Genomic DNA, 17015 nt, shown 5'->3' with positions numbered 1-17015 from the left:
CAGGCCTGTAGCCAAGGTCATTATGCGAGAAGCGCTTTCGCCGGTGAGAAGCTGCCGCGGCTTCGTTGGTGAGGTCGGTCGTGCTCATCCTGCACGCGGTGATGTGTGTCGCGGTTGTCGAAGCCATCACTCCGCGAATGTCTTTCGCTCGTTGGACCGAGTTCTGGTCAGAGGTCGTCAAGCAGAGGGCCGGGAGCGCGCCGAGGTTGGCGAGTCGCCGAAATTCCGTTGCGACTTCCTCGATCTCGGACATCCTCAGCTCAACTGTGTGGAGTCATTCTTGGGGTGATAGCGCAGAAGCGCGACGTCACCGATCTGTGTGACGTCGACGAGTTGCATCCGTCGCCGAGAACCCCCGGGGAAAGCAGCCGGGTTCACGAAGCGTGGTGCATCGGCTTGTCCGACCAGCAGCGGAGCGACAGCGAGGTGGAGCTCGTCGGCGAGCCCCGCAGACAGAACCGCGGTGTGGATACTGGTGCCGCCCTCGATCATCAGTTGACCGATGCCACGGTCTCCTAGATCGTCCACGAGGACGGCAAAGTCGACGGCATCGCCGAGGGGCGCGATATCGGCGAGCTCACCCAGTTGATGGTGGAGCTTCTCCGCGCCTGTGTCGGTGGTGTAGATGATCGGCTTTCGTTCCTCGACGCCGTGATACCAGAACCGTGCGGCGGGGTCGAGATCCCCGGATGCTGTGACCACGACTTTCTGTAGATGTGCTGGTTTGCCGGCAGCGGCGCGAGCGGCGAGACGTTCTTCGTTCTTGATGATCAGTCGCGGATTGTCTCGGCGCAGGGTCTCGGCACCGATGAGAATCGCGTCGGACTCGGCGCGCACCTGATCGACACGGTCGAAGTCGGCGTCGTTGGACAAGTAGAGGCGTTCGGGAATCGTGTCATCGATGTAGCCGTCGACACTGACCGCGACGGACAGGACTACGTAGGGTCGGGGCAATTCGCGGCCTTCCATTTCTCGAATTCATCGACGAACTCATCGACTCCCGGTTGCCTGCTGGCAGAGTCGATCATGCCCGCCAATGTGATCACCTTGTCCATGATGCGGCCCGACCCAGTACCAGTGCCGATGTGCAACGCTTGTAGCCCCAGCCTGGCGGCGGGTTCGATCTCACCGGCGCCGAGGTGGGCAACCGCAGTGCGCGCCAGGTACACGCCCCGTTCCCGCGGATAACCGGCTTGCAGGCATGCCGTTGCTTCGGCGAACTGCTTTGTGGCAGTGGCGTATTCGCCAGTCTCGGCGAGACTGTGGGCTTGGTAGGCGTTGATGTAGGAATGATCGAGAAAGAACCCCCACTCGGGGTCGGTGTCGGCACGGTCGACGAGTGTGCGGGCGGTGTCGTAGCAGCGCGCGCTCGCTGACCGGTCGCCGCCCAATGCAAGTGCGTGCGCACCGAAGGTGACGGCAGCAGCGACGAACAATGAGCCAGGTGGGGCGGTGCGTTCGGCGGCGTCGGCCCACTCCTTCCCACCTTCGAAATCGGCCATATCTGTGGCCAGTTGGCTCAGTCGGACCAGTGACAAACCAATGCAGTAGCTGTCTCCGAGTTGATGAGACCACGTGAGGGCCTTTTCGGCCCAACGCTGGGCATCCTTGAATGCTCGCTGGTCCTGGTACTGCCAGGCCGCGGTTTCGGCGTATATCGCCAGTAGGCGAAGCATTGCCTTCGAATCGGCGACTTTCGCGCGACGAAGTGCCTCCATACGTGCGATCGCACTGAGCACCTCGGGAAGCGTGACCGCCGCCCCGTAGATGTTGTCGGACTCGATGATGCCCATCCGCTTGTCAAGGAAGTGCTTGACGTGGTCTATGCCGCTGTGCGCGAACGCATCCGCCAACGGCCGGCTCGACAGTGCCGCGCTGGCACCGACGCCGACAGCACCGACGCCGACGATGAAGCTGCGGCGAGGCAACGACACCAGAACGACCTCTCCTGTGACGGTGCGTGCCGGCACAAGGACATAGTCGGTGTCGGCACTTGATTCGAGCAGTGCGCCAAGGTTGCTCCCGGCTTTGACGCTCACGGTAGCCGGGTCTTCGAGGATCGACCAGAAGCGTTCTACGACAGCGGCATCGGCGCGTTGCAGTTCGCGATCCATCCGTGCGGCGTATGAGGCAGAGAGCTGGATGGATCTCTTGCGTCGCTCCCACTTCTTAAGTGCTTCTACCGACACTCCGACGGTGGCCGCGAACTCTTCCTGTTTTTGTCGCAGCGCCTCCCTGAATGCTGCGACTTCGCGCCCGGTCCATCGTCCACACGACTTCATCCGTCCCCCTCATACCCGGTCGAGTGCCCTGAGAGTACCTCTCCAGTACACGCCCCGTACCTGGTCTGACCAGCAATGTTGCGAGATGGTGGATACAGCCCCGCCACCGAGTTCGATGTCGGGCACCGCATCGGCACACCGACCCAATCTGGTCGGTGGCGACTGCTCCTCGGCGGCGGGTGCTTACCAATACGCGATCAGGAGGGAAAGCACGAATGAATCCGGACACGGACATCTGCCAGCAGCACACGCACTGGCGATCCAGACCCACCGATTCTGACGAGAGAAGGCCGAAAACAGTCCGCTTCGAACGGACCAAAGGTCCGGAGCATGTGATCGAGACTCGTTGTCACGCCGAGCGGCTGGACTGTCGCCATTTGCTTGATCCCAAGCCACCGGCGGTGCCCGGCCCCGAAATGCAGACCTTGCTGGATGTACTCGATGGGCTTACCGACCCCGGTGCGGATGCCGCGGCACTCGCCGCACGGCTCACATTGACAGCCGCACCTGGCGATGCAAGGCAGCGATGAGGTCGCGTCCGACAGCGCTGGGTTGGATAGACCCGGCGGTCACCGGAATGCCGGAATGGGATGCCGCGCAGGTGCGGCGGCTGGCGCGGCGACTCGGCTACGCGCTGGTGTGGCCGCCGGAAATCACACTGGTGCCGCTGGTCGACCAGGTTCGGGGTGCGGATGTGGATGCGGTGATCATGCCGTCACCGCTGCATATGGACGTGCTGATGTTGCATGCGGTGATGTGTGTCGCCGACGTCGAAACTGTTACTCCGCGAATGTCTTTCGCTCGGTGGACCGCGTTTTCGTGTGGGCGGCAGGGATGACGGGTTGGAGTACAGCCGGCCTGGTGCTGGCCGCTGGTGTGCCGTTGGCGGTGTTGGTGTGGGCGGTGTGCTGGCCGGTGCGGGGGTCGCAGCGTAAGCCCAAGCGCAAGTGGCGCGGAAGTGAATAGCAAAGATTCACAAGGGTTTTGGCTGCTTCACATCGTGTACCGAACACGGCCGTCGATATTGAATTCAGCCGCAATCACCCTCCTGTTCCCGGGCTTCCCTTTCCATTTCGTAGACCTCAGGCATGCAGGGGTCGCAAACGACCGGGTACGGGGAACGCCGACCGCGGGTGAGCACAGTGCCTTCCCTTTCCTCGAGCACTGCACCGCACATCGCACATGCCGCCATAAACTGATTTCTCATCGCCACTCCCCGCTGGGCTGAGTTGTCTCGCTCCCGTTTCCCATGATGACGTTGGGCACCGACATGTACGGAGGCGGCGCCAAGGCGCGGCGCCCGCAACCGGCCCGCTGCAGCCTCCGACGCCGCCGATCTCGCCAACGTGTCCAAGGAGAGGATTGCTTGGTCAGCCCACCCGAATCATGGATTCGCGGCGAAGATCCGACCCACATCCAGCGTCTGCAGGTGTCGCCGCACACGTTCGGCGAAGCCGTCGGCACCTGCCGTGCGCAGGGCTTCCGGCAGCGCTTTGCCTTTGCGCTCAACCCAGTAGACAAGTTGCTCTTGCGCCACCGCGCGAACGAGCGCGGGCTTCGAGTCATCGATCAGTTCGAAAAAAGCGTCAGCGCTGTAGACCTCGTAGGTCAGGTCATCGCTGCCGTCGAAGTCGAAGTCGTCACGGTTCGCCGTCAGGACGATGTCCACCTCCGCGTGGACGGCTGCGCCGTGAACATGGGCGTCCATGACATCGGGATAGACGAGATCCCGATCGATGGTGTAACGGACGATTTGGCTGTGGTCGCCGAAGGTCTCGATGATAGTTCGCCGTATTCCTCCGACCTGCTGCTCGGCGAGGAATGGGTTCTTCCTGCGGAGGTGGTACAGGGCCTCGGCCATGATGTCCTCGGTCCAGTAAACCTGGAACATCTCGCTACCTCCGCGTAGGTAGAGCAGACAGAGCCAGTCGCGTAATGTGCGGGAATAGAAGATGTTGGCATCCACCAGAACTCGCTGCACCTGCCTGCCGCCCATGCGGATCATCGTAGCGGGCGCAGGCAGGTCGGCAGCTGGATCTATCGGGTCAGTCCGTGATTCCCCATTGCTCCTCGAGAGCACGCAACTCATCGAAAGCCGCACTCTGACGGGCCAATTGGGCCCGCCGGTATTCGATGACATCCCGGCTGAACAGACGAGTGTGCGCACCGACCTTGTGCGACAAAATCTTCTGCTCCCTGACGAGTTTCATAACAGTGGTCCGGGAGATGTTCAGCATCTGCGCGGCCACGGTAGTGGTCACCTCGGCGGGGATGCTGCCGACAGTAACCGTGCAGCCTCGTCCGACGAGATCGATCAGCTGCAGGATCACAGACGTCAGTTCGGCCGGCACAGTCAGCAAGGCATCGGGGCCCTCACCTGCCTGCACAGAAAGCGTCGGCTGAGCATTCCCCAGGAATGCGCGAACGTTACCGGCTTGCTCGACCTCGCGTGTGGTCACCGACACTGTCGCGCGATCACCGCGCAGCAGCGGATCCATGGCCCTCTCCTTCGATTTGGTTGCGGAGCTGGTACATGTACCAAGTCTAGCGAGCTTCACTTGTATCTACAAAGACCTTTCGGTTACAAGTGCAACTACAGCCCTGATGTCCCCGTTCATTCCACGCGATCATTCGCGCGAGCCTGGCCTATGCATCCGCCGTGCCATCTCTGGGCTGCCAGCGATGCAACTCCCCGCCCTGCCGCGTATGACGTGCCAGCACCGCGAAGTTCCGCAAAGACGCCCAGTTCTCGTAGTCGCCCACGACGACCAGGCGGCGGCGCGCACGAGTGACCGCGACGTTGAGCAGGTTCGGAGTAGCTGACGCCCAGTCACGGGCGCGCTTGCCGTCCGTTGCGGTGCCGAGAACCAAGATCACGATGTCGGCTTCCTTGCCCTGGGTAGTGTGCACCGTGCCCAGGCGTGTGCCCGAGATCGGCATGCCCTCGCCACGCATGTATTTCGCCAACCCAGTCACGACATCACGAAACGGACTGACGATGAACACGGAGTTCTCGAGTCGGCGACGTAGTTCGTCGTTCCGGGCTTTGTCCGTGCCCACCCACTCCGGTGTCGACTCCGCTGATTCCACGTCCATCGCCGCAGCAAGACGTTGCCGGATCATCCGCAATATCGCATGGACATGCTTGCCCTCCACCGGGTTCCACTTCGGTCCGTCGGCCATGGCTGGAACATCTATCCATAGGTTGCGCTCGCCCAACTCGAAATCCGCCGACCGGCCGCTGACCCCGTTCACCATCATGTGGTCGTAGGCAATTGCGTTGCTGACCTCGAACATCAAGCGGTCACAGCGACGGTGGACACGCAGCGGCGAGCCCACCCAGATCTGGTCGAGCGAATCCAGATCGGGCAGCCACGTGCCGAACCTTGTCACGCGGTCGGCGACCGCCTGCGCAGATGCACGCTGCGGTGCCCAGCGGACATCGACATCGAAGGTGTGGGCGAGGCGGCGCTGACCTTGCCACGGCAAACTCACCACAGGTTCGAGCTGACGCGGGTCTCCGACAACCACCGCCCGTCGACTGCGCCACAGCCCTCCGACCGCAGCTTGCGGACTGGCCTGCCCGGCTTCGTCGATACACAACCAACCCACGCTTTCGCGACCGAGGCCGGCGAACATCGTCGGCAGCGAGGCGAAAGTGGTCGACAACGCGGGGACGACGAAGAACAGCATCTGCCAGGCTGCCAACACCGTGGATTCCGGGAGGTTGGCGGGAGAATCTCCGGATACCACGTCGATGGCAGCGCGGAGATTGTCCCAAGCCAATTTCGGTTCGGCGGCCAACGTCGCGTAGTGCAAGTCGAGCGCCGCGACGAGGACCTCGGAACGCGCCGTGGCGAACTCCTCGTCCATCCAGGGGGCCGACCGTTCCCGTGTTTCCATCGCCGCACGGTCATCGAGCTGTGCGTCCCATTCCGGTCCAGGCACAGTTCCCGGCCAGTCGCACCGCGCTTGGTCGAGTTGCGCACGCGCACGCTCTATTTCGGCCTCACGGCGGGCTATCGCACGCTGAGCCGCCTGGGTGGTCAGCTGCGCCGACGACTGTTCTCGATCACAGGCACCCAACTGCCCCTGTGCGGCGATCACCGCTCGATCGAGGTCTAATTGCCGGGAGAGAGCCACCCGCAGTTCCACATCGTATTGCTCGCGTGATTCGTCGGCACGATGCACCCGCCCTGCGCATTCTTCGACCGCGGCGGCGTACGGCGCCACGGCATCTGCCCAGTCACGGTCAGCGTCTCGTGAGAAGAACCGTCGCCACCAGCCAGGGCGAGAAGCGCCCTGAGCGTGGAAGGCCGCTTCGGCGCGCGCAAGGGCGTGGTCGGCCCGAGCTACGGCGTCCCGGGCGGCGGCGAGGGCGGCCTCGACGGCCTCCACCTTGTCACTGCCGCGCCGTGCGGCAGCACGTCCTCGAGCCAGCACTTCCACTACCTGCTCGCGGTGTGCGCGCAGCTCCTGCTCCCGACCATCGGCGCCGAGCAGTTGACGGCGCAGCGCGTCCAGCTCCGGATCAGGCCCGCTGGTCAGGGCGAGACAATCCGCAACAGCAGCGCGGGCGGTCGCCATGGCATCGACACGCTCGACGGCAGCACGGAAGCGCTGGACAGCATCCCGCCATGTACGGGCGCGCTCGTCGGGCGCCACCTCCTGCAGATCGCGAAGAATCGAGTTAATTCCGACCTCTGGCTGATCGTCAGTGGCGTCGCTCCCGGACCTGGGTCCCCACCAGAACCGCTGCGCGAAGTCCCTGCGATTAGCGCGCTTGCCGAGCCGGGCGGCAATCGCGCCCCAGCACGGAACCTCGGCAAGATACGTCGCCGGGCCCGCGAAATATTCAGCGTCGGGAAAAGCCTCGCGATCGATCGCTCCCACGGACGGAACTTCCAAGGTGATGTTCTCGACGGCGCCGTTGTTGGAGGAGGCAAAGACGATCTCGAAACCGGTCAGTTCATCTACCAGCGGAGTCAGCTTCCGCGGCCATCCCTCGTCGTCTTCCCATCGCAGTTGTTGCTCGCAGAAGGCGGCGCGCGGACGGGACAGCTCAGACAGCACCGTGGCCCTGTCGACGATGATCGAGGCGATCAGATCGCGGAGCATCGTCGTCTTTCCAGTGCCCGGGGGTCCATTCACGGCATAAATACCACTGGCATGCGGATCGGCGAGCTCAGCGATGATCGTGTTGATGGCGAACTGCTGACTCAGCGCCAGGGGATGCGTCGGCTTCTCCGGCCAGCGACCCAACGGCACCTTCTGCGGGTGTACCGCGCGCAACAACACCGACGGATCCCGGCGCACATCGACCCGGCCCGACGCTGCCGTCGATTCATCCTCGGTGAGGTATCGCGACAACGCGGCGCCGACGTTGCCGCGGTCCAGTTCACGAGCGACACGTTCGAGGTCACCGACGTAGAAGCTGTTGAGCAGTTCGTCGCCGGACACCTCGTCGGCCCGACGCTGGGGCACGGTGAAGCACTTCACCCAGATTCGTGACGGCTCGAGTACTTCGTCGACACCCAGCTCCTCGGAGACCCACCGCGCGATGGCGGCCAGGTCGTCGAGCTCGAGCACTTTCGTGCCCAGTGATTCACCGGTTGACTTCTCGGAGGTCGCTGTCTCGCCGGATTCGTCGTCTGCCCCGTCACGGCGGTTCTCGAGTCCCCCGATGGCGTCATCGGCTATCGCGTCGGTCACTGATTCCGCCACCGTCGACGCTGTTTCACCGAACCGGGACTCGATCACCGAACCCACCAGTCCAGGAAGCGAAGCGAGCCCACCGATACCCACATCAATCGCGACCCTGGCAGCGAGACCCGCGACCAATCGCACGGCCCGCGCGCCGCGAGATCGAACTTCGCCGTCCTCGATAGGAATACGACCGTCACCGAGGTCGAACAGCACCCGCAGCATTCGGGCTTGCTGGTCGGCGAAACCATCGAGCCAGTCATCGGCACCCGGTCCTGGGGTACCAACCGTGCGGCCGACTGCCCAGGCACACGATGACAGTGTCACGCTCGACTTGTAGAGCCGACCGGTGTCGTCGAGGGTCAGGCTCACCAGGGCAGTATCACCTTCTTTTCGACCACCTGGATCGGAAGGTTCATCGTCAGGCGCCAGTACTGTGTCCAGAACCTCACGCACCCGGTTGATGCCGAAGACACCTGCATAGACGGTGTAGCGCCAAACCCTGTCCTGCGGCGTGCTGCGGCGTGCATGCCAGGGCAGCGTGGCTCCGGGATGCAGGTTGACAACACCGTTTTCACGGCTGGGCGCGTCGACCTTCTGCGGAGTGAAGTACTCGACGGCACGCCAATAGCGCAGAATCCGAGCTTGCCGACTCACGCGCAGATCATCACGCCCCACAACCCCACCCCTACTCGACTGATGGCGAAACCCACTGCCGCACTTGAACTTAAGTGTAACTAGCCCACTGCCAGCGCAGGGGGCGATTAGCAACCGCATCCCCCTCGGTCTCGGCACCGCCGCCGCACAACGCTCCAATTCGATGGCACCCTCATTCGGCTAGACCGGGTCACCAGCTCGCCCAGCTCATGCTGAACCGTTCGGCAGGATGCGGAACAACGTCAGGTCCTGTCCCACAGGTCACCCAGCAGATCATCCATGACTGATTCCTCGTGGACGGCCTGACCAACGCGTTCCATTTCTTGTTGCAGACCGGGTTCCCATGGCGTTGCCGCCGGGCAACCGGTGAGCTGGATGCGGGGGATCCCCGCGGATACTGCGCGCAGATAGTCCTCGGCGCCCATCCGCCAGGGTTCGGCACCAACCGCGATGAGACGGCCGGTGATCGCCACACCGGGCCAGTCGAAATCTCCGTGGTATCGGAGGCGGACCCGTTCGGCCACAAGCTGTCCAGCTGACGACGGGTTTCCGCTGAAACATACCGCGGGCCGATCGATACCGGATTCGGCGATGCGCTGCAGCACTTGGGGGTTCTCACATCCGCTGACGATCGTGGTGGCTGGAACCAGCTCGTGCGGTGTGACTGAAAGCTCGGCCAAGGTCAGGTGGCTGATCAGGCCAAGGTCCGCGCGAGCCTGCATCATCCGGGACCAAGGGTCATTGCCTGGAGGCCGGAACCCCCAGGTGAGGACCGTCCCCGAGATCCTGTCCACCGACACACCGACCTGCTCCCACAGTTCGATGCGATCGCGGGGTGTCTGGGGATCCGCGGTGTCGAGCGCGAAACCCAAGCCCCGCACAGCAATCCGACCGGCAAGCTGATCCGGGTCGAGCGCGTGCGCGGTGCCGCCGACGGTGTTCGCCAGCTCACCGAGCATTCGCCGGGTCCGTCGATCGGCCAACACGACAGCGAGCGCCCGTGCCGCAATATCGAATTCGGCTACTGCACGACTCCCACCGCGAACCAGCAGCGTGGACTGATGCAACCATTGGACCCATGGCTGTGCCCATTCGGCCGCACCGAAACCATTGCCGGACAATGCTCTTTCGACATCGTCCCACAATTGCTGCAGCGTATCGCCGCGCGCCAGCCGCTCCGACGGTCGATCTCGCAGCGGACCGCCGGTGAGTTGGGCGACGACCGGGACCAACCCACTGCGGGCAGCACTGTCCCGTAGCGCCTCGTCGAGTTCGTTCAGTCGCAGGCGTCGGCGGCCGACCACTATGCGCTGTCCGAGCAGTCCTGAGAGTCGCTGCGCGGCATCATCATCCAGGTCGACCGTGACCGTCCCCGCGACCTTGTGCCCGGTGGTCTCCAACCGTTTGCGTACCCGGATCCACAGGTCCGCCCAGGCTGGGTCGGCCAGGTACTGCCGAGTCTTCTCTGGCATGGTCATGCGGGTCGCACCACCTGCATGAAGGTCTTCTTCCGCCCATTCCATTGGATCCAAGTGGGGATCACCGCGCTGCCACCGATCCTGCGGATCTCGTAGATGTCGAGTGTAGGCACCTCCGGCACAGTCCCCCACAGTGCGTGCCCGGTCATCACGAAGTCGATGTCGAGGCGCACCAACAACCCCATCAGCTCACCGATCGCCCGCTCGTCGACCTTGGCGAAGGCATCATCGAGCAGGACCAAACGCAGTGCTTGATCACTGGCCGGCAGACCCGACAAGAATCCGTCAGCGGCGGCGAACAACGTCACATAGGATACGAATCGTGTCTCACCTTGGGATATTTTGGCGCGCTTCGAGATTCGGCGACGCTGATTGGGCTCGGGCCCGACGATGGTGACCTCGACGGAGTGCCAGGCACGATAGTCGAGGGCTGCCCGCAGATGCGCCGTGTAGCCGACCGACGAGTCGGCAGCGTGCAGCTGTTCGACACGGCGGCGGATCAGACCGACGAGCTCGTCATCGGCATCCTCGGAACGAACGGCGTCGTTGGTCTTGACGAGTTCGATCAGACGTTGCAGCTCGGGGTCGGCGGTGTCGAGGGACCAGGCGATCGACACACCGATGCCATGACTGGTCCGGCTACCGGCAAGGCTGGTATCCATCGCTTTCATCAGCGCATCGGATTGCTCGACCCGGCGACGGAGCTCGTCGGCGACACCGCCGAGAACGAACTCGGTGAACACCTGCCGCTCCCGCTCGGACAACGCGGCCCGGCCCTGCTCGTCACGACGGATCAGGTAATCGAGCACCGCTGTGCAATCGTGGTGCTCCTCCGCACCTTCGATGTGCACGAGGTAGACATCCGATTCGACATGGTGGGTGACATCGAGCTGCCCGCTTACACCCGCCTCGAAACGCCGCAGCGCAGCGATCAGCTGATTGAGTCCAATCGGCTTCGACACCTTCCACGTGGTTCGGGCCGCGCGAATCACCCGGCGGATGCGCTCCCGATCCGTGGTATCCGCGATCCGCTCCACGGCGGCCTCCGAGGCGGCAGCCGCCAAGCCTGGCAACCGGAGGCGGGTATCGAAAGCGACTCCAGCAATACGCATCTCGTCGATACAGGTCCGAACTTCGGCTTCTGCGAGGTCGCGATCATGTTCGGCCAAAGCGCATTTCGAGATGAGATCGGTTTGCTTACGACCGAGCTCACCGAGCTTGCCCCTGGTGTTTGCGTAGGCCTTTTTGCTGCGTCCAAGCTCGTCATGAAGCTGCTGCACCGAAAGATCCAGCGCCGCATGGCGAGCGGCGACCTCGTTGGCTTCCTTTACCCAATCTCTACGCCGAGCGTCCGCGGCGAGCTCCGCGTCCTCCCGTCGAGTGCGTGCCTCGGCGAATTGCTCAGGCGTGCTGACAAGCCGGTCGGCCGCATCGGTCACCTCCCCGAACGCCTTTCGCAGGTCCAGGCAGGACTGCTCGGCCTTTGTGCAATGTTTCTCGATTGCCGCTAGCCGATCGGCCGCAACGGGGAGACCCGCACTGTCACACTGCCTGCTGTGGGTCTGGAATTCTGTGCTCCACTCTTCCCGAGCGGTGGTCGCCATGCGTTGTTGCGAGTGTGCCGTGGCTTCGGCATCGGCCGCATCGCGTTCGGCGAGCCGAGCGGCCTGCCGCTGCAGATCGAGTTCGCGCGTGCGTGGCGCGGTTGCCAGGTGGGCATCGAGTTCGCCACGGTGCCAGTCGATCTCGGCTTGTGCAGTCTCACGATTCTCGGCAGCGGTAGCGAGATCGTGGAGTCGGCTTTCGATCTGCGCAAGTTCTGCCGCACGGTTCGCGGCGCGCGCCGCAGAGCCGATATGGAGCGCTGTGGGTTGCGTATGGCGACCGGCTAGAACTCCGTTTCGCCAGCTGCCATCGGTGTCGACCGTTGTCCGACAGTCGAGATCGTGTAGGCCGACCCTGGCCAGAATCGATGCGATCACCTCAGCTGGTACATCGGCTGCCGGATCAGGACGCAGTGCGCCCGATAACGGCGAGTGGGCGGGCATGTCGGCCGTGGTCAGCAGAATCTGTCCGTCTTCGGCCTGAACCGTAGCGTCGAGGGCGATTGTCGCCGTGAGTAGGCCGGAAGCGAGAAGGGCGGCTTCGATTCCAGCGCGCTGCTCGGAAGTGAGATGTGGTTGGAAGTCTACTGCCGCCCACAGTGGGACTCCCGAGTGAACGTGATGCCACGAACCGGTCGGAGGTTCGGGGTCGTGCTCGGCCAGAAGGTGTTTGCGACGGGCTACCAGCTCATCGCGGCAGAGATCATCGGCTCGCTGTTCGTCCACCAGAGTACGGCTGCGAACCGCCAGATCCTCCCGGACCGGTATGGCAGCACGCGCGGGTGCGGCGTCGAGTTCGGCCAGGACGTCATCGGACTCGGACTCGGACTCGGAATCACCACAGAGCGCCTCGAGGTCGACTGCCAGCACCTCCGATAGTGCCGCCGGCCACACCGCGCCCGGAATGATCCGTATGGTCTCCGGCGACGAAACCCATTGCCGCCAGCGCCGATTCAGCTCGATGGCCAGCTCGTCACGCACCTGCGCGCTTGTCGTCGCAGCAGCCCTGCGGGTTTCAGCGGTCTGCGCCGCCTGCTCGGCGCGACTCTCCTGCTCCAGCACCCGATTCAACACGGTGTCGAGCCGGCGCGCCTCGGCTGTTCGACGCTCGACGAGGCGACCACGTTGGAGCGCCGCCTCCGCACAACGGCTGGCAGATTCAGTCACATGCGAGAGATCAGACGGCTCCAGCGTCCACGTGGGCAGGATCGGTCGAGTGATCGATACCGGCGGCCCATCCAACGAGTCCGTCACCACGGCCGTCACCGCACCGACAGTTTTCCGATCCAAACTGAGGGCGTCCGGCAGTTCGTCAGCGGCGAGGCCGACGTCGGACAGCCGGTCCTTGGCGATACTCAACTGTGCCGTAGCAGCACCGACCGCCGCGTCGACCGCGGCAACGTCCCGCTCGACGGACTCGACGAGCTGCTGCTCATCCCTGCGCGCCTGATCTGCTCCGCCCAACGCCGTGTCGGCGAATTCGCGCAGCACCGCAACGTGCTCGTCCCGCAACTTCAGGTCGTCAGCCTCCGCGAATTCGGGACGATCGCTGAGGACCTCGATAGCGCCCTGCAAGGTGACCAGCTCCTCGGTCAGCTCGCCGATCGTCTGATCGACACTGGCCTTCCCCTCTGCGAGCTCGACGACCTCGGCGATCTGTGCCTCATGCGCGTCAACAGCCGTGCCGACCGCGTCGAGCGCCGCTTCCACAGACACAGCACCGGCGGTGAGTGTCGTTGCGGCATACCGCCGGTACACGTCGTGGAATTCGCGCGTGTGGTCCAGCGTTTCCGACAGTCGCTGTTGAGCCAGCCTGGTCTCGGACAGATCGTCGAGTCGGTCACCGGCGGCTTCCAGCATCTGCTCACTCAGCGGAGGCAGCGCATCGGACAAGATCTGCGGCAGCTTGCCCTCATCGATGCGGTTACCGACGTCCGGGGACCGCAAGGTGTGGAGCAACTGCACGAGGCCGGTGAACCGGTCGCGACCGGACTCTCCGTGCAGGCCGAACACCGTCGTGCGGACGGCCTCCCGATGCTGCTCGGCATCGCCGAGCCGATGCGCCCCGACCAGTTCGGCGAGTTGATCACGGGCCAGTGGTTCCCGAGTGTCCGCGACAAGTTTCAGGTCGTGTCCGACGCGCCGCTCAGTGGTGAAGTAGTGGACTTCGCTCCGCCTGGCGGAAGCGCTGTATCGAATGTGCGCGCCCAGAGTCAGATACTCTCCGGGGCGCGTCAATTCGATCCACAGGTAGCCCACCCGATTCGTCTGGTTCCCGATACCGGAGTGCATGAGTTCGTCGAGGCTCACCTTTTGTGACCCGGTCGCATCCATGCGGCGGCGGTCGGCGTCGAGTAGGAACGGCAGAAGCATCTCCAGCGCCCTCGACTTGCCGGACCCGTTCGAGCCGCGCAGGATCAGACGGCCACCGGACAGCGTGAATTCGGTGTCGATGTAGTGCCAGACATTCACCATGCCCGCACGAGAAAGCCGCCAACGCTTCTCGAAGTGCTTCGAACCCACGGTGGTCATCGAATTCTCCTCATTCGAAAGTCAGCTGGGTGCCGCCGGATTTGGGCTGTGGCCGGTAGCGAGCGGCGGCCGCATTCAGCACGAGCGCGTCAGGTGTCGGCTCGGCCAACCGCAAGGTCGTCAGCAGCGCCACAGTGTCGTCGCGCAACGCCCCTGGCGCATCGGCATATTCGGATCGCCAGGCGCGCCCATATACGCGAACCAGTTCGGCGAGTATAGAGTCGACCACCGGCCACGCGAATTCCATACTGCCGGTGACGCCGTCGTCCGTCAGGTCGAGCAACGCTCCGATCAGGAGCAATGCGGCCTGCTTGACACTTCCCGTCCCCGGGAACTCGATATCCGACAACGAATCGGCCGGGTCGTATCCGAGGGCTCCCTCTGCTCGGACCTCGAGCACCAACCCGAATGCCTCACCCAGCATTCGAGTCAATTCAGATCGCTCACGCGACAGAACATCGAGCTCGTCGGGATCGAGATCGGACCGCAGGACGACCGGTTCCTCAACCAATCGGCGCCGCAGCCTGCGACGAGGCGCGTCGGGTTGTGGGGTCAGCAGATCGCGGCGGTCAGCCCCTGAGCCGATCGACCGCGTCAGCAGGTGTGGTAGTAGTGGGCGGCAGATCGTCAGCAGCGCCTCCTCGGACGACTCACCCCACTGTGCGACCGTGCCGTCCACCTCGGTCAGGACTCCCTACTCGAGAAGCACCGCCAGCGCGGCGACCAGCAGTCGACGATCGACGATGCTGTCCGACAACGGGATCTGTTGCTGGGCTGCATCGGTGCGGATCTGGGTGACCAGCGCCGACAACAGGACCTGCTCGCCTATCCCCGGAGCCAACAGTGCGCCGCAGGCCAGCACAAGGAGCGTGTAGCCCCTGGCACCGAATGGTGTCCCGTTGCGGCGATACACAACTCGTTCCGTGGCACTGTGTTCCGGAGACAACTTGGCCAGCCGCGCAAAACTTGCCTCCACCACGAGGTGGTATCCGACATTGGTGGCGAACAGCTTTCGGAGGGTCACCGCATGCTTGCGGATAATCGCCATCGACTCCGGAGCTCGCGCGGCAGTGATGATCGGTGTTCGCAGCAGGATCCGCGCGGCCTCACGGATCTCAGCGGCATCCTGTCTGCTGGTGGCGAGAGTTCTGTCCGAATTGGTCATTGCGCCTGCTCCCACGGAATTTCGTCGGCCGGACTGCACCTGAGCTGATACCCGTGCACGACCAAGGATCCGTCGGTCGAGGTGACTGTTGTCGAACCTCCGGGTACCGCGTGCAGGACCACGCCGAGATCCTGATTCGTGATGGACGCAGACGTTGCCGGATCCGGTGCCGTCGCAAGCAGGCGGGCAAGTTCGTCGAGGAGCACGGTCCGGGCATGTGGTGACAGGTGGGCGCCGTCGAGCTGCCCTGCGGCGGAAAGTTCAGTGGCCACTCGAGCATTGCGCTCTGCTTCAGCACGGACGGCGGCCTCGACTATCGCCCGGTCGGCGCTGATATCGGGCACCCGGGCCGAGCGCCCCTTTGCGGCCCGGGTACCTCTCTGCCGCAGCGAAACCGGCACATCGATGGGGTCCGCAGCCACCCATGAAGTCATCGGTCCGATCCTGGGGTCGGGTTCTTCCGGCCCGAGTGACAGATGCCGAGTCGACCAGGCCCCGAACGCCGCGGCGAATATCCGGTGGGCTTCGCGGTCTCCGGACTGGTTGAGCCAACCCGCCAGGCGCAGCAGATCGGCACGCCGGGAAAAACCCGTCGAGGACGAGTGGAGCATCCGCTTGGCATTGACCAGCAGCTGGCCAAGCGCCTGACCGGCCGCAGCGCGCAGCTGTGCCGGGCCCGAGTCCTGACCGGAACCGGTGTACCACTGCCGCAGTTGCTCCCAGTCCGAACGGTTGCGGCCGCCCGAGCGTTCTACTGCCGCGAGGTCGCCCAGCTCGAGCCTTGGCACCGAATCCAGCACGGCCAGAATCTCATCCAGACTCTGCGACACCGATGTCAGCCTGTCAGCGATCAAGGGAGCATGCCGATTCACATCCGCGGTGATCAAGTCGACGTAGTCCAGCAGCAGGCCCTTGAACTGTGCATACTCCGCGCCGTGCAGGTCGAAGCGACTCAACACACCGGCCAGGTACGCATAGAAGTCCGTGACACTGGCGGTGAAGAGCCGCTGATTGTTGAAGATCGTCGTCACGATGCCGGCCAACCGGTCGGCCCGATCCGAAGACATCGGGAGCTGCACAGTGTTCATGACCTCTGACAGCGATTCGGCGATCTCGCCGAGTAATTCGCGCGCAACCTCACGTGCGCCGTCGGCTGCTTCCATGATTTCCACCGCGCTGCGATGCACCCGGCCGCCGAGACTCGACACTTGATACCTCGAACGCGCCCGTAGGTAGTCCTGCACGGTGGTCACCCGGGCATCGCGCAGCGAGGGCACCAAATTTCCCCACCGCACCAGCTGTCGGCACCGAGACTCGGCGACATCCACGTCGAGTAGCAAGCCGTCGCGACCGAGTTGCTCGGCCACAGTGGCCGCAGACATATCCGCCAGTAGTGACGCCGTGAATCGCGTCATGATGGCGACATATTCGACCCGCTCGTCCGCGGCGAGGTAGCGGAAGAGATCGAGGTGCGCAGGTTTGGACATCGGCATGGCAACCTAGTTGTACTGACCTGAGAGGTTGGGAACGCGGCTGGCTGGTGGATGTCCGCCGAGTGCGGTGTGGCCGCGGTGATGATTGTAGGTGTGTAGCC

The 17015-nt window shown here is 63.9% G+C and carries 10 protein-coding genes and 1 pseudogene; 2 read left to right on the top strand and 9 right to left on the bottom strand.

The genetic code is table 11. The features are described from left to right. Positions 1 to 255: 255 nt before the first annotated feature. Positions 256 to 954 carry a dihydrofolate reductase family protein gene (locus tag AB0M74_RS32625; RefSeq protein ID WP_366530156.1) on the bottom strand — a complete coding sequence of 233 codons (699 nt, stop codon included), beginning with the start codon at positions 952 to 954 and terminating at the stop codon, positions 256 to 258. Continuing rightward, entirely contained in the window at positions 936 to 2282 is a 1347-nt protein-coding gene (locus AB0M74_RS32620; protein ID WP_366530155.1) for a hypothetical protein, read from the bottom strand. The genes AB0M74_RS32625 and AB0M74_RS32620 overlap by 19 nt, the downstream gene beginning before the upstream one ends. A 377-nt stretch (positions 2283 to 2659) precedes the next feature. Here AB0M74_RS32620 and AB0M74_RS32615 point away from each other — a divergent pair, with 377 nt between their 5' ends. Together AB0M74_RS32615 and AB0M74_RS32610 are read left to right on the top strand one after the other, a co-directional pair. Beyond that, complete coding sequence (locus AB0M74_RS32615; protein ID WP_366530154.1) at positions 2660 to 2812, top strand: hypothetical protein; 153 nt, start codon at positions 2660 to 2662, stop codon at positions 2810 to 2812. Further along, positions 2809 to 3120 (top strand): hypothetical protein, encoded by a 312-nt coding sequence (locus AB0M74_RS32610; RefSeq protein ID WP_366530153.1) that lies wholly within the window; start codon positions 2809 to 2811, stop codon positions 3118 to 3120. The genes AB0M74_RS32615 and AB0M74_RS32610 overlap by 4 nt, the downstream gene beginning before the upstream one ends. A gap of 546 nt (positions 3121 to 3666) precedes the next feature. Here the strand turns inward: AB0M74_RS32610 and AB0M74_RS32605 are convergent. The 7 genes and pseudogenes from AB0M74_RS32605 to AB0M74_RS32575 form a co-directional block, all read right to left on the bottom strand. After that, positions 3667 to 4278 carry a PIN domain-containing protein gene (locus tag AB0M74_RS32605; protein WP_366530152.1) on the bottom strand — a complete coding sequence of 204 codons (612 nt, stop codon included), beginning with the start codon at positions 4276 to 4278 and terminating at the stop codon, positions 3667 to 3669. 49 nt (positions 4279 to 4327) lie between these two features. After that, positions 4328 to 4780, bottom strand: a complete 453-nt coding sequence (locus AB0M74_RS32600) for a helix-turn-helix domain-containing protein (protein ID WP_366530151.1) — start codon at positions 4778 to 4780, stop codon at positions 4328 to 4330. Positions 4781 to 4928: 148 nt separating this feature from the next. Next, positions 4929 to 8762 carry a DEAD/DEAH box helicase gene (locus AB0M74_RS32595; RefSeq protein ID WP_366530150.1) on the bottom strand — a complete coding sequence of 1278 codons (3834 nt, stop codon included), beginning with the start codon at positions 8760 to 8762 and terminating at the stop codon, positions 4929 to 4931. Positions 8763 to 8884: 122 nt separating this feature from the next. Continuing rightward, on the bottom strand, positions 8885 to 10120 hold the full coding sequence (locus AB0M74_RS32590; protein WP_366530149.1) for a TIGR02679 domain-containing protein: 1236 nt from the start codon (positions 10118 to 10120) through the stop codon (positions 8885 to 8887). After that, positions 10117 to 14256, bottom strand: a complete 4140-nt coding sequence (locus AB0M74_RS32585; RefSeq protein ID WP_366530148.1) for a TIGR02680 family protein — start codon at positions 14254 to 14256, stop codon at positions 10117 to 10119. Before AB0M74_RS32585 ends, AB0M74_RS32590 begins: the two co-directional genes overlap by 4 nt. A gap of 10 nt (positions 14257 to 14266) precedes the next feature. Further along, positions 14267 to 15421, bottom strand: a pseudogene (locus AB0M74_RS32580) (TIGR02678 family protein). Further along, positions 15418 to 16908 (bottom strand): DUF2397 domain-containing protein, encoded by a 1491-nt coding sequence (locus AB0M74_RS32575; protein WP_366530147.1) that lies wholly within the window; start codon positions 16906 to 16908, stop codon positions 15418 to 15420. Before AB0M74_RS32575 ends, AB0M74_RS32580 begins: the two are co-directional and overlap by 4 nt. Positions 16909 to 17015: the final 107 nt, after the last annotated feature.

It is taken from the genome of Nocardia sp. NPDC051463, from assembly GCF_040681975.1.
Taxonomy (GTDB): Bacteria; Actinomycetota; Actinomycetes; order Mycobacteriales; family Mycobacteriaceae; genus Nocardia.
The sequence above is the reverse complement of the archived record's forward strand: the minus strand, read 5'-3'. Positions and strand labels throughout refer to the sequence as shown.

What these genes read in the sequence shown, in the direction of transcription:
- AB0M74_RS32620 (WP_366530155.1), bottom strand. Translation starts at nt 2,282, where the DNA reads ATGAAGTCGTGTGGACGATGGACCGGGCGCGAAGTCGCAGCATTCAGG.
- AB0M74_RS32610 (WP_366530153.1), top strand. Translation starts at nt 2,809, where the DNA reads ATGAGGTCGCGTCCGACAGCGCTGGGTTGGATAGACCCGGCGGTCACC.
- AB0M74_RS32605 (WP_366530152.1), bottom strand. Translation starts at nt 4,278, where the DNA reads ATGGGCGGCAGGCAGGTGCAGCGAGTTCTGGTGGATGCCAACATCTTC.
- AB0M74_RS32600 (WP_366530151.1), bottom strand. Translation starts at nt 4,780, where the DNA reads ATGGATCCGCTGCTGCGCGGTGATCGCGCGACAGTGTCGGTGACCACA.
- AB0M74_RS32595 (WP_366530150.1), bottom strand. Translation starts at nt 8,762, where the DNA reads ATGCGGTTGCTAATCGCCCCCTGCGCTGGCAGTGGGCTAGTTACACTT.
- AB0M74_RS32590 (WP_366530149.1), bottom strand. Translation starts at nt 10,120, where the DNA reads ATGACCATGCCAGAGAAGACTCGGCAGTACCTGGCCGACCCAGCCTGG.
- AB0M74_RS32585 (WP_366530148.1), bottom strand. Translation starts at nt 14,256, where the DNA reads ATGACCACCGTGGGTTCGAAGCACTTCGAGAAGCGTTGGCGGCTTTCT.
- AB0M74_RS32575 (WP_366530147.1), bottom strand. Translation starts at nt 16,908, where the DNA reads ATGTCCAAACCTGCGCACCTCGATCTCTTCCGCTACCTCGCCGCGGAC.